The following is a 19556-nucleotide window of genomic DNA, read 5'->3' on the forward strand; positions in this document are numbered from 1 at the left end:
ATTCGCTGCTGATGCAGCATGAAATTTAACGAAGTATTGTTTTATACTCAAAGCCCAGACTTTCCCAAGCCCGGGCTTTGTTGTTTCCTAAAGTTTTCGTACCTTTAGGCATAAGTTTAAAGTTATGGCAAAGATACACTTTCGTCCTTACACTCCCAACCAAACGGTTCTTTTTCCTCAAAGAATCGATGAGGATATTGCACCGGATGCTCCGGTCCGCATAGTCAATGCGATTGTCGACAGTCTGGATCTTGATAATTTCAGGAGGCTTTACAAGGAAACCGGCCGCTGCCCTTACCATCCCAAAATGATGCTCAAGGCTATTCTCTATGCTTACATGAACAATGTCTACTCTTGCCGCAAGATAGAGCAATTGTTGTTGCGTGACATCCATTACATCTGGCTTGCCGGTTATGAGAAGCCTGATTTCATCACCATCAACCGCTTCCGCAACCGCGTAAAGGATGAGATCAACAACGTCTTCACCCAGTTGGTCCTCATCCTTGCCGACAAAGGCTTTATCAGCCTTGACGTGGAATATGTCGATGGCACGAAGATAGAGTCCAAGGCCAACAAATACACTTTTGTCTGGCGCAAGAGCGTTGAGAGGAACCGGGCAAAACTGATGGACAGGATACGCGTCCTTTTGGAGCAGGTGGATGAGTCCATTGCGCAAGAGAACGCCCCTCAAGACACACCTGTGGAATTTACCCCGGCCATGCTTTCTGAAATAGTGGATGAACTCAAGAATGCCTTGGACCGTGAGCCTGCTCCGGTCAACAAGGAACAGAAGAAGGCCCGCGGTGAAAAGCGGAAAAGGATAAAGGAACTTGAGGCTCATCGCGAGAAGCTGGCTGAATACGAAAAACATCTGGAGATACTGGGGGAACGCAACTCTTATTCCAAGACAGACCATGACGCCACCTTCATGCGCATGAAGGAGGATGCCATGAACAACGGACAGACCAAACCCGGATACAACCTGCAGATAGCCACAGAGGACCAGTTCATTACCGACTTCGCCCTCTTCCCCAACCCGACAGACACACTTACGCTCATCCCTTTCTTCCATTCATTCAGGAAACGCTATGGCAGGCTTCCCGGCACAGGTGTGGCGGATGCCGGTTATGGTTCGGAAGAAAACTACAGGTTCATGCGGGAGAACGGGATAGAGGCCTTCGTCAAATACAACTTCTTCCATAAAGAGCAACGTCCCCGTTATGTTCCCGATCCATTCCATGCGGAGAGCCTCCATTACAATGCGGAAGGGGATTATTACGTTTGCCCCATGGGACAGCACATGACCCGCATAGGAACCAAACGCGGCAAGACAGCCAGCGGGTATATCACTGAAAGTGCTCGGTACCAGGCACAAAGATGTGAAGGGTGTCCTCTGCGTGGCGGTTGCTTTAAAGCCCGGAGGAATCGCATCATCGAAGTGAACCACCGGTTGAACCAATATAAAAGGAAGGCGCGTGAAAGGTTGACTTCGGAAGAAGGGGTCAAGCACAGGGGAAAGCGGTGCATAGAACCTGAGGCCGTATTCGGACAGATGAAATACAACATGGCGTACCGCCGTTTCCGACATATTGGGAAAGACAAGGTCACAATGGATTTTGCCTTCTTTGCCATTGCCTTTGACATCAAGAAAATGTGCGCAAAAATAGCAAAAGAAGCTTCTAAGCTACCCCTTGACCGAATTTGTAGGGGAAACACACGCTTAAGAACAATTTATGGGATGAATTGGGAGTTTTTAAAATCGCCGATGCGGGAAATGGCTGCATAGACAAACTGCCGAACTGTATCTGATATGAAAAGAGGATGTGCCTGTTTTGACACACCCTCATTTATCTTGTATTTATTTTTTTCCTGCCCAATAAACTCCCCCCAATATCAGTATCGCCCCCATCAAAGCAACTATAGTAAGCTGTTCGCCAAGCAGAAAAGCAGAACCTACCAGAGTGAAGAGAGGATTCAGATAAATATAGTTGGAAGCTCTTATCGTTCCCAGCTGTTTTAATACTACGTTCCAGACTACAAAACAAATCAAGGAAGCCAATACACCCAGGAAAAGTAAATTGAACAGAATAGCCGGCTCGAGAAGACGGGCAATGTCGAAATTCCAGGGATGAATCAGAAATGCAGGAAGAATAGTCAATACTCCATAAAAAAATATCTTACGGGTAATGAAAGTTATACCATAACAATTGGACATTTTTCTCATTATCAAGCTATAGAATGCCCAGGAAAAAGCAGCAAGCAAAGTAAGGAAATCACCTAAAGGAGAAATCTCCAATACAAAACTACCATTATAAACCACCAATGCCACACCAACCAACGCCAGCAAAGAACCAGCCATCAATCCACGGGTGGCCTTCTCCTTTTTATAAATCCACAAAGAAAGAATGGTGGTGAGCAACGGAGCCGTACAGACAATAAACGACACATTCGTCGCCAATGTAATCTCCAAAGCTGTATTTTCTGTAAAAAAGTAGAATGAACCGCCTGTCATGCCTCCTAAAAACATCCAAAATTCATCTTTCCAATTGTCGGCAAACAGTTTTCGGGGAGAAATAAGCCAAATGCCCATATAAGCTATCAGGAAACGAAGCAAGAATATTTCCTGCGGAGAAAGACCGTGCCCAATCAATACTTTCGTTGAAATAAAGGTCAGCCCCCAAATACCTACCGTAAGGACGGCAACAAGATGATAAGTATAATTTTTCATTGCGTTCATACACTTCCGACAAGTCGCACAAATATACGTACTTTCTTTTTTCAATACAATGAAACCAACCATAAATAATGTTCAGGGAGGATTTACTAAAACTCGAAGGAAGATTTACTAAAACGGGAGGAAAGATTTAGTAAATCTTCCTTCGAGTTTTAGTAAATCTTTAAACCCCTTATTAGAAGCCTATTGAACGAACTCTCATTTATCGGCAGAATAATAAACAACAATCTGCCGAATACACAGACAAAAAACACAAAAGATGAAATCTTCCCAGACTTCATCCTTCGCTATATCCTAAAAATCTTTTAGTAAATATCCTATTGAATTAATTTAGCTATTATTTGTATTACAAACAAAAAATTAGTTTTAAAAGCACATCACAAATGTAAGTAATAAAAAGTGAATTATCAAGTCTTTGCCATTGTTTTTTATGTTACTTCGCTACAAATCTGAAAATAAACCCGTAACTTTGCACCGATATTAACCGAATACTAACCGGTTTTAACCATTGAATAAACAATGTTTTCAACAAAATATTAATAAGTACCACTATGGAATACAATTTCAGGGAAATTGAAAAGAAATGGCAGAAAAGGTGGGTGGAAAACAAAACCTACCAAGTGACGGAAGACGAAACGAAAAAAAAATTCTATGTACTGAACATGTTCCCCTACCCCTCCGGTGCGGGATTGCATGTAGGTCATCCGCTGGGATATATTGCTTCGGATATTTACGCCCGCTACAAACGACTGCAAGGTTTCAATGTACTGAATCCCATGGGATATGACGCTTACGGACTTCCAGCAGAACAATATGCCATACAAACGGGACAGCACCCTGCAATTACGACCGTCAACAATATCAACCGATACCGTGAACAGTTGGATAAGATAGGTTTCTCTTTCGACTGGAACCGCGAAATCCGTACCTGCGAACCGGAATATTACCATTGGACCCAATGGGCATTCCAAAAGATGTTCAACAGCTACTACTGCAACGATGAAAAGCAGGCACGTCCCATCCAGGAACTGATTGAAGCATTCAGCCAAACCGGTACCGAAGGAATAAACGTGGCTTGCAGCGAAGAACTGAGTTTCACCGCCGCAGAGTGGAATGCCAAGAGCGAAAAGGAACAACAGGAAATCCTGATGAACTACCGTATAGCCTATCTGGGCGAGACGATGGTAAACTGGTGCCCTCAGCTGGGAACCGTACTTGCCAACGATGAAGTGGTGGACGGCGTAAGCGAACGAGGCGGCTTCCCCGTCATTCAAAAGAAGATGCGTCAATGGTGTCTCCGTGTATCTGCCTATGCACAACGCTTGCTGGACGGACTCGATACCATCGACTGGACCGAATCCCTGAAAGAAACCCAAAAGAACTGGATAGGACGCAGCGAAGGCGCTGAAATAGAATTCAAGGTAAAAGACAGCGATTTGGAATTCACTATCTTCACCACCCGTGCAGATACCATGTTCGGCGTCACCTTCATGGTATTGGCTCCCGAAAGCGAACTGGTACAGCAACTTACCACCGACACACAGAAAGATGAAGTAAACGCTTATCTGGAACGCACCAAGAAACGTACCGAACGCGAACGTATTGCCGACCGTAGCGTTACCGGTGTATTCTCCGGAAGCTATGCCATCAATCCCTTTACCGGTGAGGCAGTTCCCATCTGGATAAGCGACTATGTACTTGCAGGATACGGTACGGGTGCCATCATGGCTGTGCCTGCGCACGACAGCCGTGACTATGCTTTTGCCAAGCACTTCGGTCTCGAAATTCGTCCGTTGGTAGAAGGCTGCGATGTAAGCGAAGAGAGCTTCGATGCCAAGGAAGGCATTGTATGCAACTCTCCACGCGAAGGCGTTACTCCCTATTGCGACCTCTCACTGAACGGGCTGACCATCAAGGAAGCGATTGCCGCTACCAAGAAATATGTGAAAGAGCATAACTTGGGACGTGTAAAGGTGAACTTCCGTCTGCGCGATGCCATCTTCTCACGCCAGCGCTATTGGGGCGAGCCGTTCCCGGTTTACTACAAGGACAACATGCCTTACATGATTGACGAGAGCGCCCTGCCCTTGGAACTGCCCGAAGTAGCCAAATTCCTGCCTACCGAAACCGGTGAACCTCCATTGGGACATGCCGCAAAATGGGCTTGGGATACCGTAAACAAATGCGTCGTAGAAAACGAAAAGATAGACAACATCACCGTCTTCCCGCTGGAACTCAATACTATGCCCGGATTTGCCGGTTCAAGCGCCTATTATCTGCGCTACATGGACCCACACAACAACCAGGCACTTGTAGACAAGAAAACGGATGAGTACTGGCACAATGTAGACCTTTACGTAGGCGGTACCGAACATGCCACCGGTCACTTGATATACTCCCGTTTCTGGAATAAGTTCCTGTACGACCTCGGCATTTCCGTAGCCGAAGAACCGTTCCAAAAGCTGGTGAACCAGGGCATGATTCAAGGACGGAGCAACTTCGTCTATCGCATCAAAGATACCAATACATTCGTGTCCCTGAATCTGAAAGACCAGTACGACACTACCCCACTCCACGTGGATGTGAATATCGTATCCAATGATGTTCTGGACCTTGAAGCCTTCAAGGCATGGCGTCCAGAATACGAAACTGCCGAGTTTATTCTGGAAGACGGCAAGTACATCTGCGGATGGGCTGTGGAAAAGATGAGTAAATCCATGTTCAACGTTGTCAATCCCGATATGATTGTCGACAAATACGGTGCCGACACTCTCCGCATGTACGAAATGTTCCTCGGCCCGGTAGAACAATCAAAGCCGTGGGATACAAACGGAATAGACGGTGTGCACCGCTTCATCAAGAAGTTCTGGTCACTGTTCTACGACCGCAACGACAATTATCTGGTAACGGATGAACCTGCCACCAAGGAAGAACTGAAATCCCTCCATAAACTGATTAAGAAAGTGACGGGAGACATCGAGCAATTCTCTTACAACACAAGTATCAGTGCCTTTATGATTTGTGTAAACGAGCTGTTCGGAATGAAATGCAGCAAGAAGGAAATCCTGAACCAGTTTATCATCGTTCTGGCTCCCTTTGCTCCGCATGTATGCGAAGAGTTGTGGGAGACACTGGGCAATGCAGGCTCCGTATGCGATGCCAAGTGGCCGGTATGCAACGAAGAATACCTGGTGGAAGATACGGTCAACTATACGGTTTCCTTCAACGGAAAAGCACGGTTCAACATGGAGTTCCCGGCAGATGCGGCATCGGATGCCATCCAGACTGCTGTATTGGCCGACGAACGTTCTGAAAAATGGATGGAAGGCAAGTCCATCGTCAAAGTAATCGTAGTGCCGAAGAAGATTGTGAACATCGTTGTCAAATAACAGATATGCAAATTACAAAACCAACCAAAGCGGAAGTGACGAGAGAGCTGAAGGATTATATCTTCATCACTCTGGGACTCATCAGCTATGCACTGGGATGGGCGGCATTCCTCATTCCCTATCAGATTACGACCGGAGGTACTACCGGTATCGGTGCCATCATCTATTATGCCACCGGATTTCCCATCCAGTGGTCATACTTCATCATCAATGCCGTACTGATGACTTTTGCCATCAAGATACTCGGACCGAAGTTCAGTATCAAGACTACGTTTGCCATCTTCGGACTCACTTTCTTCTTATGGTTTTTTCAGTTGCTGGTGAACGGTTCGGACGGCGTCCCTCCCCAACTGCTGGGCGAAGGACAAGACTTCATGGCTTGCCTGATAGGTGCGGCAATGTGCGGTGCCGGACTGGGTATCGTGTTCAACTGCAACGGCAGCACGGGAGGTACGGACATCATTGCAGCCATCATCCATAAATACAAGGATGTCACGCTGGGACGCATGATTATGGCTTGCGACTTCATTATCATCAGTTCCTGCTATGTGGTATTCCATGACTGGCGACGCGTGATATTCGGTTTTGTAACTTTGTTTGTCATCGGATTTGTACTGGATTACATAGTCAACAGTGCCCGGCAATCCGTTCAATTCTTTATTTTCTCCAAAGAATATGAAAAGATTGCCGACCGCATCACCAAAGAAACCCATCGCGGTGTAACGGTACTCGACGGTATCGGCTGGTACAGTAAACACAACGTGAAGGTACTGGTCGTCCTTGCCTACAAACGCCAATCGGTAGAAATATTCCGGATGGTGAAAGATATAGACCCGAACGCTTTCATTTCCCAAAGTTCCGTCATCGGTGTATACGGAGAAGGTTTCGACCGGTTGAAAGTGAAATAGGGACTTGTATAAGCCACAAGTATAAGGAGAACATAATATGAGAAAGAAATTTGTATTTGCCACCAACAATTCACACAAACTGGAAGAAGTAACTGCCATTTTGGGAGAGAAGGTCGAACTTCTCAGCATGAAGGATATCAAATGCGATACTGACATTCCGGAAACTGCAGACACACTTGAAGGAAATGCTTTGCTGAAAGCAAGATATATCTTCGATAACTATCATCTGGACTGTTTTGCCGACGATACCGGTTTGGAAGTGGAGGCCCTTGGTGGGGCACCGGGTGTATATTCCGCCCGTTATGCCGGCGATGCACACAATTCGGAAGCAAACATGAAGAAGTTGCTGAAAGATATGGAGGGCATCGAGAACCGTAAGGCACAATTCCGTACCGTATTTGTACTTATCATCGACGGAAAGGAACATCTGTTTGAAGGCATCGTGAAAGGAGAAATCACGAAAAACAGAAAAGGCGCTTCAGGCTTCGGTTACGATCCCATATTCATTCCCGAAGGATATACGCAGACTTTTGCAGAAATGGGGAATGAACTGAAGAATAAAATCAGTCACCGGGCATTGGCCACTAACAAGTTGTGTAAGTTCTTAATGAGATAATGTTTTTAATGTGCTGATATGCTAATGTGCCAATGTGCTAATTGGCTGCGCTGTCACGCCGAAAGGTCATTAGCACATTGGCACATTAGCATATCAGCACATTATAACCCCAGTTGAGCCGATATTTCCAACATCCTCTTAATCGGTTTCACTCCTTTTTCTGCAATCTCAGCATCCACCTTTATTTCCGGTGATTCGTTTTTCAAACAATCATAAAGCTTTTCCAGTGTATTCAGCCGCATGTAACTGCATTCATTGCAGGCACAAGTGCTGTCGTTGGGAGGAGCCGGAATAAATGTTGTCTGCGGGCATTGTTTCTGCATCTCGTGCAGGATACCGCTTTCGGTAGCTACAATGTAGCTCTTTTCGGGATGTGCCACTGCATACTTCAGCAAAGCTGCCGTAGAGCCTACCACATCGGCCAGTTTCAAGACTGTACTCTTGCATTCGGGATGTGCCAGTACCACCGCATCGGGATGCTGCCGTTTTATTTCAACAATCTTTTCAACCGAGAATTCCTCGTGTACATGGCATGCGCCATCCCATAATAACATATTTCTTCCGGTAATGGAGTTGATATAACTACCCAAGTTCCGGTCCGGGCCAAAGATTATTTTCTCATCTTTGGGGAAGCTTTCCACAATCTGCTTTGCATTGGTAGAAGTTACCACCACATCGGTCACCGCCTTTACGGCAGCCGTTGTGTTCACATAGGATATCACCGTATATCCGGGATGCTCTTTGACAAACTGACTGAATTTGTCTGCCGGACAACTGTCTGCCAACGAACAGCCTGCCGCCATATCGGGCACCAGTACCTTCTTGTCGGGACAAAGCACCTTTGCCGTTTCTCCCATGAAGTGAACGCCGCACATCACGATAATGTCCGCTTCCGTCCGGGCTGCCCATTGTGCCAAAGCCAGACTGTCGCCCACGTAATCGGCTATATCCTGTATTTCACCTTTCTGGTAGTAATGGCCCAGAATGATTGCGTTCTTCTCCTTCTTCAGCTGCTTGATAGCTTCTATAAGATTATCCATAATTATATTTTTTAATTTCTCTTTCTTCTTTAAAAATCCTTTGATAGTGATGATAGGCTGTTAATAGTGTGGACAAATAAATACGATTTTTCTTGCCCATGAAGTTATTAGTATCAAGCTGAATTTTACTCTTATGCTTATAAACCGGGGTTTTTAAGTTTATCCGTTGATAATAAGACTTCTGCTAAACAGCATTAACATGTTGTTAATAATATGCAAAGTTAATAACTTTAGAGTTATAAACCGATGAAACCAGGCTGAAAAATATGTTGAATGAAGCCTGGAAAATTCTCCTTAACTTTTTTGGTTTGTTCGTTTCACTGCTGTAATATGCAGACCTTTGAATAATGCAAGGATTATTTTTAAAATTGTTTCCCTATTGTATTGACACCTTTTCAACGGTTATTAACCGGGATATAAACGGAAAAAAGTATCTTTGCAGGGAGATTTAAAAGTATATTGTCATGCGTAAACTGAAGATAACTGAACTGAATCGTATTAGTGTAGAGGAATTTAAGGAAGCCGAAAAACTGCCTTTGGTAGTGGTATTGGATAATATCCGCAGTCTCCATAATATAGGTTCCGTTTTCCGTACTTCGGATGCTTTCCGCATCGAGTGCATTTATCTTTGTGGCATTACAGCTATCCCACCCCATCCGGAGATGCACAAAACAGCTTTGGGAGCGGAATTTACCGTAGATTGGAAATATGTTGATAACTCTGTTGAAGCTGTTGATAACCTAAAATCCGAGGGATACATCGTTTATTCTGTAGAGCAGGCAGAAGGTAGTGTGATGCTGGACGAACTGGTGCTGGACAAGACTAAAAAGTATGCTGTGGTAATGGGAAATGAAGTGAAGGGTGTTCAACAAGAAGTGATTGACCATTCGCACGGTTGCATTGAAATTCCTCAATACGGCACAAAGCATTCGTTGAATGTATCGGTTACGGCGGGTATTGTTATTTGGGATTTATTCAAGAAACTGAGATAATAACAGGGCTGTTAATAAGCTGTCAATATATCGGGTTTGTTGGAGCTATAGATGCAACACGCTGGATTTATAGCTCCAATAAACTAGTTCTATATAGGTATGATGAGAGATTTTATGAACAGTGGTTTATTTTTATAATCAACCACTTCATTCATTGTAAATTAATGCTTTATCTCCTAATTTATCCTTTTTGTTAACCATGTATTCAACACATATCGGTTGTATGTGGAAAACTTGCTGTACAGTTGGTGTCTTTTCTTATTTTTTGTATATTTGCTGAATATATATAAATCATATCGATATGAAAAAGATAATATCTTCATGGATAGGCATTTTTGTAGGTTGTACTATTCTGGCAGCAGGTTTTGTTTACTTTATCAATCCTTATAATCTTGTTCCTGGCGGGGTGTATGGAGCCAGTATTGTGCTTCATAATCTGTTCCCTTCTATTCAGGTAGGTACTTTCGGTTATATGTTTGATATTCCTTTGCTTATCATTTCCGTGCTGGTACTGGGAGCAAAATTGGGAGCACGTACTATCGTGGCGGCACTATTCACTCCGCTTGCCATGAATGTGCTGTCTCTCCTCTCCTATCCTTCTGAAGAAGCGCTCCATCAGTTGGACCCTACACAGTTGCTGGGTGGCAGTCTGAATATGTCCGACCATTTGATGCTGACTTCTGTGATTGGTGCGGTGGTTATCGGTATAGGCTGTGGTATTGTAGTGCGTAGCCGGGCTACTACAGGAGGTACGGATATTGTGGCGATGATATTGCAGAAATATTGCCATATACGTTTTTCAAAGGCGATACTGCTGGTAGATGGTATTGTGGTGGGATTCGGCCTATTGGTTATCGGTTTCGGTATCGGAAATCCGGATGATGCTACACAACCTTCGTGGCATTTGTCTTTCTATTCACTGATAGCTATTTTTGTCACTTCAAGGGTATTGGCCTATGTGATAAATGGGGAGAAGAATGACAAGATACTGTTTGTCATCAGTGATATGCGCCTTACCGCTTTGCACGACTATATTCTTAAAGATTTGGACCGTACAGCCACTTGCATCAAGAGTAGTGGTCTTTATACCAATGTAGACAAGGAAATGCTGTTTCTTGTGGTGAGTTACAAGGAAGTGGTAGGTATCAAGCAGAAGATAAGGGAAGTAGACCCAAAGGCTTTTGTAGTGGTTACCGATGCTTATGATGCATTTGGTGAAGGTTGGAAAGAGCTTCCGATGGCAGGAGAGGTACAACCCGAATAGGTAGTAATAAACAATTGTTCATTCTATTATTAACTGAATATATAGCTTAATATCAATTGTTTAATAACTAATTATTTGTGTTGCTAACATAGTTTTCAACATGGTGTTAACGATAAGTTTTTTGTTTGAATGAACGGTATTGTTGCGAAGTCGATGATGTGGAACTTATGGCATGGTTGCCATAAATTGAGTGCAGGTTGCAAGCATTGTTATGTTTATCGTGGTGATGCCCGACGAGAGGTGGACAGTTCGGTGGTGGTGCGGACAAAAAACTTTGACCTGCCTTTGCGTAAAAAGCGTAACGGAGAATTCAAGATACCACCTGGAACATTTGTCTACACCTGCTTTACTTCCGATTTCTTTGTGGAAGATGCTGACAAATGGCGGGCCGAAGCATGGGAGATGATTCGTTGTCGCAGTGACCTGCATTTTATGATGATTACCAAGCGTATAGACCGTTTTTCTGACTGTCTGCCCGATGATTGGGGAGACGGATATGATAATGTAACCATTTGTTGTACGGTTGAAAACCAGACTTGCGCCGATTATCGCTTGCCCATCTATAGGAGAGCTCCCATAAAGCATAAGATAATAATCTGTGAACCGCTGCTGGAAAGGATAGATTTAAGTACTTATGCTGTTGGCGAATGGATTGAACAGATAGTTGCAGGGGGAGAATCCGGTTACGAAGCCCGCCCTTGTGATTTTGAATGGGTGATGGACCTTCGCAGAATTTGTGTGGAAAATAAAGTGGACTTCTGGTTCAAGCAGACCGGTTCTAAGTTCGTCAAAGACGGAAAGACATATAATGTGAAACGCCAATTTCAACATTCGCAGGCACGCAAGGCGGGAATAAACATCAGTTTATAATTGTCCGCTTTCTACCATCAATATCACCCGTTCGGTCAATGCATCGTCTCCCATAGGGTCGTATTGTTTTTTTAGACTGGCGCCGAAGAGTGCGGCAAAAGTCTGGTAGAAACCGGCTTTGAAAGGGCCCATAAAAGCTTTTACCAGTTCATATCCGGTGGAGTTGGTCTGTCGGTCTACCAGTTTTATTAACAGTTTGCCTTGGGCAAAGGTAAGTTTCTTCATGCGGGGAGTGTATTGCTCCTTCAAGCTTTTCTCTACTGCTTTCATGTGTTTCTGGCGGGCTTTCTCGGTGGGCAGGGTCATCATGTATTCGTAGGTTTCAATGATGGCACGGTTAATCTCCTTGGAGATGGGAAGTACCTTCTTTACGTCACGAATGAGTTTGTAGTACTTGTTCATGTCGCGCTTGTTCTTGAATTTAAGCGGCTTGAAGATGTAGACAGTGGGGAGCTTGACATAAGGGATGGTATCTCCTTCGTAAACGCACATGGGAGTAAGATAGACACTCTTTTGCGCAGCAGACTGTGGTTGCTGCTGTGCAAAACATTTCAGGCTTCCGAGAGAAAGAAACATGATGAGTATTACTATGTTAAGCCTTGCGTTCATGTTGCAAAAGTACACCATTCTGTGTAATGTTGTTGCATCATGTTGATTTTTCCTTGCTCAATTAACTTATTTAAGGTAACTTCGCTTCCCAAAACATGAAAGTGACCTACTATTAATGGAATTACTCAAGATAGGAGTTTTTGTAAGTATGCTGTCAATGACTCCTATGCTTGAAGCTCAAAATATATCCGGCCTTCAGAAAGAACAGCCTTTACTTCTTTTGGAAGAAAATTTGGAACAACTTTCCATCGGGAATGAGGAAGAATACGGTTGGGAAGATGAATTGGAGGAGTTGTCCCGACGTCTGCAAGAGCCTGTCAACCTCAATGCCGCCACTAAACGGCAATTGGAGCAGTTTCCTTTTCTTACGGATATACAGATAGAGAATCTTCTGGCTTATGTCTATATACACGGACAGATGCAGACCATTTATGAATTGCAACTGGTGGAGGAGATGGATAAACGTACCATCGACCTACTGCTGCCCTTTGTCTGTGTGCGGGCAGTGAAAGCGGGTAGGGGGTATCCTGCTTTAAAATCTATACTGAAATACGGGAAACACGAAACATTGGCACGTTTGGATGTACCGTTCTATATCCGTAAAGGATATGAGAAGAATTACCTGGGACCTTCCCTTTACCATTCTTTGCGCTATAATTTTCATTATGGAGATTATCTCCAAATAGGCGTGACGGGAGAGAAGGATGCCGGAGAACCCTTCTTTGCCCTGCACAACAGAAAAGGCTATGATTACTATTCTTTCTATTTTCTGATAAAGAATCTGGGGCGGCTGAAGGCTTTGGCATTGGGCAATTACCGTCTGAGCTTCGGGCAGGGACTGGTACTTAGTACGGATTTTCGTTTAGGAAAAACATTCTCTATGTCTACAACAGAATATCGTACCGGAGGCATCCGTAAGCATAGTTCTACCGATGAGTACAATTATTTCCGGGGAGTGGCGGCAACGGTGGGAGTATTGCCTTACTTGGATATTTCGGCTTTCTATTCGCATCGCTCCATGGACGGTGTGGTGGAGGATGGCGAGATAACTTCCATTTACAAGACGGGATTGCATCGCACGCAGAAGGAGGCAGATAAAATGAATGCCTTTGCCTTGCAGGTGATAGGTGGAAACATGACCTATGAAAAGAACTCTCTGAAGGTGGGAGTGACGGGGATTTACTATTTTTTCAACCATCCTTACAAGCCTCGGTTGAACAAGTATGCAAAGTACAATCTTCATGGAAGTGATTTCTATAATGTGGGCATGGATTATAGGTATCGTCTGGGCCGTTTTGTCTGGGTGGGGGAAGCGGCAACCGGCAGTAAAGGCTATGCGTTGCTGAACCGGCTGAAGTATAATCTTTCTTCCGATTATCATCTGCTACTTGTTCACCGGTATTATTCATATGATTATTGGACTTTGTTTGGGCGTTCCTTTGGCGAAAGCAGTATGCCGCAGAATGAGAACGGATGGTATCTGGCAGCAGAGGCCACACCTTTCGCCCGGTGGAAGTTTTTCACTTCACTGGATGTGTTTTCTTTTCCTTGGTGGAAATACCGTATAAGTAAGCCCTCAAAGGGAGTGGATGTCATGTTTCAGGTTACTTATACTCCTCGAAAGAGCCTTTCGATGTATTTTAATTATCGGTACAAACAGAAAGAAAGAGACGTGACGGGTACAAGCGGTGCAGTTATCGAACCTATTTATCACCATAAACTCCGTTATCGGCTGACCTATATGCCGGGAAGATATATCTTTCGTACTACAATAGATTATAACCACTTCCGTCAGCAGGATGGGAAAGGGTATCGCTTTGATAGACGGCAAGGTTATCAGTGTACTCAACTTTGCTCGTACACTTTCCCCTTCCCTCTGTCAGTTTCCGTGCAGGGAACCTGGTTTCATACGGACGATTACGATTCGCGTGTTTACGCCTCCGAGCGTGGATTGTTATATACTTTCTATACCCCTTCCTTCTATGGCAAAGGGTTCCGTTACTCCGCTCATCTGCGATATGATTTGAGTAAGAACTTCATGTTTCTTGCCAAATTCGGACAGACGGTTTATCAGGATAGGGAGACGATTGGTTCGGGCAATGATGAGATACCGGGAAATAGGAAAGCGGACTTGCAGATGCAACTGCGTATCAAGTTTTAGAAACTGTTTTAATTTTATTTTTCAGGTTGCCTCAGAAGAAAACTGAAATAAAATTAAAACAGTTTTTTAGAGTCTTCTCTTTATCTGTCACTTTCTTCCAACATGAAAATTTCATTTACAGTCTTTCCGAATATCTCTGATATTTTCAATGACAGCAAGGTGGAAGGGACATACTTTCCCGATTCTATGGCATTGATGGTTTGCCGGCTCACTCCTATGGCTTCAGCCAATTGCTGTTGGGTCATATGCTTGATGGCTCTTTCTACCCTTAATGTATTAGTCATTGTTGCTCCTCCTAAATTTATAAAGTTCAATGTTGTACTTTATGATGAACAGAAACAATATCATGAACAAGTCTATAAATACAAAATTAAGATATTGCATGTCATAAATCAGCATAGTGCATACTATCAGTAGGGAATACGCTGTTATGGTAGCCCAGATAAGAGAGTTTGAACGAATATTGGCAATGCATTCATCTTCGTCCTTTTCTTTTGAGAAAGCTATGAACAAGAGTGAAACCGTAAGCCCTATCATACTCAACTCGTCGAATAAAGAGTTCTTGATAATACCCCAGGGAATTACTGACAACGCGTTTACCTTCAACCAATCTTCATTGCTGCCGTCGAAAAGGCAGATGAAGGACGTGATGGCGAATGGGACAAATAAACACCAACCTATCTTTCTGAAAGTGGTTGGAAATAAATAGTTCTTTCTCATAATACTATGCATTTAGATGCTATCTGCAAATGTAATGTATACTTTACATATAAACAAGTAAAATAGATAAAATGTAATGTATGATTTACTTTTTTAACATGAGATGTATGCTTTATAAAGGGAATATTTTCTTTTATGGGTAAACTTTTGCAAGCCGAACATTGCCAGATACCATAGTTTTCACTTAACTTTGGAGCGGTAAGATTGTTTAAGCATTAATCAAACCGTAAATCGTCAAATCGTAAATAGTATGACTGTCATTTATCCATCTCCCATATTCGGTCCCGTTCATTCTCGCCGTCTGGGAGTATCTTTGGGAATAAATTTATTGCCGGCAGACGGCAAAGTATGCACTTTCGACTGCATTTACTGTGAATGTGGCTTCAATGCCGACTATCGTCCCAAACAGCCGTTGCCTACGCGCGAAGAAGTCCGTTCGGCCCTTGAAGCCCGTCTGCGGGACATGCAGCAAAACGGACCTACACCGGATGTACTGACTTTTGCCGGTAATGGAGAACCGACGGCACATCCCCGTTTCCCCGAAATCATAGAAGATACACTTGCCTTGCGCGACAAGTATTTTCCGAATGCAAAGGTGAGCGTACTGAGCAATTCTACCTTTATTCATCGTCCTGCCGTATTCGAGGCTTTGAACAAGATTGACAACAACATCCTTAAACTGGATACGGTAGATGAAGAGTATATCCGTGTACTTGACCGTCCTACCGGACATTACTCCATCCGGGAGATTATAGAAGGGATGAAAGCGTTCAAAGGGAACTGCATTATCCAGACCATGTTTCTCAAAGGAAGTTATAAAGGACAAGATATGGATAATACATCCGATAAATTTGTTCTTCCCTGGCTGGAAGCTGTCAAGGAGATTGCTCCCCGCCAAGTGATGATTTATACCATCGACCGCGAAACGCCCGACCATGATTTGCAGAAGGCCACCCGCGAGGAACTGGATCGCATTGCGGAACGGATACGGGAAACGGGTATATCGGTAAGTGTTTCTTATTAATAATATACTTATGAAATCAATAGCAATTAAAGATTTAAGCGAGAACTTCTTCGAAGTGATAGGCAAAGAGTGGATGCTGGTTACGGCAGGCAGTAAAGAACATTTCAACACCATGACTGCCAGTTGGGGAGGTATTGGCTGGCTTTGGAACAAGCCGGTGGTGTTTGTCTTTATTCGTTCCGAGCGCTATACGTATGAGTTTATGGAGGAGAACGAATATTTCACCCTTTCTTTTTTAGGAAAGGAAAACCGGAGCATTTACAACCTTTGTGGCAGTAAATCGGGTAGGGAAGTGGATAAGGTAAAGGAAACTGGTCTGAATCCTATCGTTACCGAGCGGGGAAACATTCTCTTTGAGCAGGACCGCCTGGGATTGGAGTGCCGCAAGCTTTTCATTACCGATATGAAAGAAGAACTCTTTCTCGACCATTCCGTCTACGAGCGTTGGTATGGCGGTGACCACGGTGGATTGCACCGGGTTTATGTAGCCGAGATTGTAGATGCCTGGATAAAGGAATAGCTCCTTTACCACAGTTTCAAGTCATATTCGGCTTCCACCTTCTCTTCTATTTCATCCGGAAGGGCGGGGAAGAAGTCGATACCTGTAATCCGTTCCACTTCGTCCACTGTATTGACGTAGCTGTCCAACGGATGATTGCCTGATGCATTCTTATAAATGAAGCCGATGGCTTTGGGGGGATTGCTGTCTGCACACAGAACGACCTTGAAGAATGCTTCGGGCACTGTAATTTTGTGCTTCTTACCAATGGTACGGTGACGTTGGTCATAGAGAATAGGACCGCATACAATGTATATCTTGCCTTCTTCTTGTGCCCAACGGCGGCATGACTCTTCCAGTTCTTTCCAGTCGCCACGGTTTAGATTGTGGTTCTGCGGGCAAATGTTTGTCATGTAGAAGCTCTCTTGCATGGCTTTCCAGTGCCAGCGGTTGTCACCGGCCGGACACATATGTCCGCGGTCCATGCCGGCTCCTTTGTAGTCATCGGTGGTTACTGCCTCGTGCTCAGGCAGGTCGGGGTCGGGCAGGAACTTGTCTGTACGGCTTTCACGCTCCACCAGTTTTTCGGGAGTGAGTTCCCAGGCTACCCAGTTGGGTATCTTTAAATCTTTGTTGTAGGATACTGTGTAGCCTTTCCGCTGGAGAATCTGTTCGGAGACGTTCTTCAGCTTTGCCGGTATTTCAAGGCGTGTGCCTGCCGTGAGTTCTATCTTGGCAGGCGTAGAACTCTTTTGCCTGGCATCCGAAAGTATCTTTGCAACGGGTTCATAGGCAAGGCAGACCGCACATATAAACAATATAAGATAATAGACGCCTTGCGATTGTTTCTTTTTTTTTCGTGCCATGCCGGGATTAGTGTTGGATAATCATTTTGGCCCTTTCCAGTGCCACATTTATGTTCGGACAGATATTTTCTTCGCCCAACAGCTCATAGAAGCCCGATTTTTCCAGTACCTTATGTACCTTTTCATTGACACCGGAGAGCACAATGGTTATTTTTTCCTTTTGGGACATCTCACAAAGGCTTGTCAAGTTGTGGATACCGGTAGAATCGATGAACGGAACTTTACGCATGCGGATGATGCGCACTTTGGGGCGGTCGCCCAGCCGCGCCATGATTTCTTCGAATTTGGTGGCGATGCCGAAGAAGTAAGGACCGTTTATTTCATATACTTCCACATCCTCGGGGATTATCAGGTGCTCGTCATTGCTTGCAATGTCCGATTCTGCATTCGGGTCTATTTCATCTTTGATGACGGATATTTCGGTAGTCTCCATGACGCGGCGCATAAACAGCACGCAGGCAATCACCAGACCTACTTCAATGGCAATAGTCAGGTCGAAGATGACGGTCAGGAAGAAAGTAATCAGCAGTACCGTGACATCCGATTTAGGATTCTTCAATAATGCCTTGAACGTACGCCAACCACTCATGTTATAGGATACTATGACCAGTACACCCGCCAGGCAAGCCATTGGGATATACTGTGCCAGCGGCATGAGGAACAGTAGGATAAGCAGCAATACCACTGCATGCACCATGCCTGCTACGGGAGTTTTTCCTCCGTTGTTGATGTTTGCCATGGTACGCGCGATGGCTCCGGTGGCAGGGATACCGCCAAACAGCGGGGTAGCCATGTTGGCAACACCTTGTGCTATCAGTTCCGTGTTGGAATCGTGTTTGTCGCCTATCACACCATCGGCCACGGTGGCAGACAGCAAAGATTCGATGGCACCCAGTACAGCGATTGTAATGGCTACGGGGAACAAGTTCTTTATCGCTTCCCAATCCAGGGCAGGCATCACGGCATCCGGCAGTTCGGCACGGATGCTGAAACGGTCGCCGATGGTATCGATACAATCAATGCCTCCATATACTTTCATCAGCCAGACTGCCACTGTCACCACGATGATGGCAATAAGTGACCCCGGAATCTTCTTCGAGAACCGCGGTGTAATGGCAATGATGAAGATGCTGACAATACTTACAATCGTGTTCCACCAGTTTACGGTATCGAAATGTCGGAAATAAATCATCCATTTTCCTACAAAGTCTCCCGGAACTTTCTCTCCTCCGAACGTCAGCCCGAAAATGTCGGCAATCTGCGTAGTGAAGATGGTGACGGCAATACCGCTTGTAAAACCTACGATGATGGGATAGGGGATAAACTTAATGACAGCTCCCAGCTTGAACACTCCCAGCAGGATGAGCAGTACGCCTGCCATCAGTGTGGCGACAATAAGCCCCGATTCACCGTATTGCTGGATGATGCCATAGATAATGACGATGAACGCACCGGTCGGTCCTCCAATCTGTACCTTGCTCCCGCCCATCAGGGAGATGATGAAACCGGCTATGATAGCCGTAATGATACCTTTCTCCGGTGATACGCCGGAGGCGATACCGAATGCAATGGCAAGCGGGAGGGCAACGATACCTACAATGATACCTGCCATCAGGTCTGCCATGAACAGTTCTTTAGAGTAATTTTTTAAAGCCGTGTATAGCTTTGGTCTGAATCCGAACGCTTTCATTATAATCTACTTTTTTATACGTTTTTTTATACAGAATGTAATGTATATATTGCAAATTGCCTGCAAAAGTAGATAAAATAATGGATATTAGTGAACACAACTGTGATGTATTTTGTTTTCCTTATCAGATATGTGCTATTAATTATGTCTGAAATACCTCTTCGGGTTATCGGT

The 19556-nt window shown here is 44.5% G+C and carries 17 protein-coding genes; 10 read left to right on the forward strand and 7 right to left on the reverse strand.

Annotated elements, in window-relative coordinates:
• Positions 1-124 precede the first annotated feature (124 nt).
• The gene (locus DW800_RS18025; RefSeq protein WP_117704092.1) at positions 125-1786 is read left to right on the forward strand and encodes an IS1182 family transposase; all 1662 of its coding nucleotides are present in this window, start codon (positions 125-127) and stop codon (positions 1784-1786) included.
• 72 nt (positions 1787-1858) lie between these two features.
• On the opposite strand, the gene DW800_RS18030 is transcribed toward DW800_RS18025, so the two are convergent.
• Positions 1859-2737: a DMT family transporter gene (locus DW800_RS18030; RefSeq protein WP_117704091.1), complete on the reverse strand. Its 879-nt coding sequence runs from the start codon at positions 2735-2737 to the stop codon at positions 1859-1861.
• Positions 2738-3285: 548 nt separating this feature from the next.
• Between DW800_RS18030 and leuS the strand changes: the two genes are divergently transcribed.
• The 3 genes from leuS to DW800_RS18045 are packed head-to-tail and all read left to right on the forward strand — an operon-like array spanning position 3286 to position 7647.
• Positions 3286-6123 carry a leucine--tRNA ligase gene (gene leuS, locus DW800_RS18035; protein WP_009037512.1) on the forward strand — a complete coding sequence of 946 codons (2838 nt, stop codon included), beginning with the start codon at positions 3286-3288 and terminating at the stop codon, positions 6121-6123.
• A gap of 5 nt (positions 6124-6128) precedes the next feature.
• A complete protein-coding gene (locus DW800_RS18040; RefSeq protein ID WP_005825197.1) occupies positions 6129-7031 on the forward strand; it encodes a YitT family protein in 903 nt (300 codons plus the stop codon).
• Between the two features lie 37 nt (positions 7032-7068).
• A complete protein-coding gene (locus DW800_RS18045) occupies positions 7069-7647 on the forward strand; it encodes a non-canonical purine NTP diphosphatase (RefSeq protein WP_005833965.1) in 579 nt (192 codons plus the stop codon).
• 101 nt (positions 7648-7748) lie between these two features.
• Here the strand turns inward: DW800_RS18045 and nadA are convergent, their stop codons facing one another.
• The gene (nadA, locus tag DW800_RS18050; protein WP_117704090.1) at positions 7749-8687 is read right to left on the reverse strand and encodes a quinolinate synthase NadA; all 939 of its coding nucleotides are present in this window, start codon (positions 8685-8687) and stop codon (positions 7749-7751) included.
• Positions 8688-9151: 464 nt separating this feature from the next.
• Here nadA and DW800_RS18055 point away from each other — a divergent pair, with 464 nt between their 5' ends.
• The 3 genes from DW800_RS18055 to DW800_RS18065 all read left to right on the forward strand — a co-directional run bounded on the left by DW800_RS18055 (position 9152) and on the right by DW800_RS18065 (position 11813).
• The gene (locus DW800_RS18055) at positions 9152-9679 is read left to right on the forward strand and encodes an RNA methyltransferase (RefSeq protein WP_009037513.1); all 528 of its coding nucleotides are present in this window, start codon (positions 9152-9154) and stop codon (positions 9677-9679) included.
• 301 nt (positions 9680-9980) lie between these two features.
• On the forward strand, positions 9981-10943 hold the full coding sequence (locus DW800_RS18060; RefSeq protein WP_005825206.1) for a YitT family protein: 963 nt from the start codon (positions 9981-9983) through the stop codon (positions 10941-10943).
• Positions 10944-11072: 129 nt separating this feature from the next.
• Complete coding sequence (locus DW800_RS18065; protein ID WP_005825207.1) at positions 11073-11813, forward strand: DUF5131 family protein; 741 nt, start codon at positions 11073-11075, stop codon at positions 11811-11813.
• Here DW800_RS18065 and DW800_RS18070 read toward each other — a convergent pair.
• The gene (locus DW800_RS18070) at positions 11808-12440 is read right to left on the reverse strand and encodes a DUF4294 domain-containing protein (RefSeq protein ID WP_005833968.1); all 633 of its coding nucleotides are present in this window, start codon (positions 12438-12440) and stop codon (positions 11808-11810) included. The genes DW800_RS18065 and DW800_RS18070 overlap by 6 nt on opposite strands.
• 97 nt (positions 12441-12537) lie before the next feature.
• Here DW800_RS18070 and DW800_RS18075 point away from each other — a divergent pair, with 97 nt between their 5' ends.
• Positions 12538-14583, forward strand: coding sequence for a helix-hairpin-helix domain-containing protein (locus DW800_RS18075; RefSeq protein ID WP_034522924.1), 2046 nt, complete (start codon positions 12538-12540; stop codon positions 14581-14583).
• A gap of 80 nt (positions 14584-14663) precedes the next feature.
• On the opposite strand, the gene DW800_RS18080 is transcribed toward DW800_RS18075, so the two are convergent.
• Positions 14664-14867, reverse strand: a complete 204-nt coding sequence (locus tag DW800_RS18080; protein WP_008662275.1) for a helix-turn-helix transcriptional regulator — start codon at positions 14865-14867, stop codon at positions 14664-14666.
• Complete coding sequence (locus DW800_RS18085; protein ID WP_117588639.1) at positions 14860-15303, reverse strand: hypothetical protein; 444 nt, start codon at positions 15301-15303, stop codon at positions 14860-14862. The genes DW800_RS18080 and DW800_RS18085 overlap by 8 nt, the downstream gene beginning before the upstream one ends.
• A gap of 250 nt (positions 15304-15553) precedes the next feature.
• On the opposite strand from DW800_RS18085, the gene DW800_RS18090 reads away from it, so the two are divergent.
• The gene (locus DW800_RS18090; protein WP_044469124.1) at positions 15554-16327 is read left to right on the forward strand and encodes a radical SAM protein; all 774 of its coding nucleotides are present in this window, start codon (positions 15554-15556) and stop codon (positions 16325-16327) included.
• Between the two features lie 10 nt (positions 16328-16337).
• The gene (locus tag DW800_RS18095; RefSeq protein WP_117704094.1) at positions 16338-16847 is read left to right on the forward strand and encodes a flavin reductase family protein; all 510 of its coding nucleotides are present in this window, start codon (positions 16338-16340) and stop codon (positions 16845-16847) included.
• A 5-nt stretch (positions 16848-16852) separates the two neighbouring features.
• Here the strand turns inward: DW800_RS18095 and DW800_RS18100 are convergent, their stop codons facing one another.
• Complete coding sequence (locus DW800_RS18100; RefSeq protein WP_008662282.1) at positions 16853-17692, reverse strand: DNA/RNA non-specific endonuclease; 840 nt, start codon at positions 17690-17692, stop codon at positions 16853-16855.
• Positions 17693-17699: 7 nt separating this feature from the next.
• Positions 17700-19382 carry a SulP family inorganic anion transporter gene (locus DW800_RS18105; RefSeq protein ID WP_005825218.1) on the reverse strand — a complete coding sequence of 561 codons (1683 nt, stop codon included), beginning with the start codon at positions 19380-19382 and terminating at the stop codon, positions 17700-17702.
• Positions 19383-19556: the final 174 nt, after the last annotated feature.

Origin of the sequence: Bacteroides sp. AM32-11AC (assembly GCF_003603515.1) — a bacterium.
Taxonomy (GTDB): domain Bacteria; phylum Bacteroidota; class Bacteroidia; order Bacteroidales; family Bacteroidaceae; genus Bacteroides; species Bacteroides uniformis.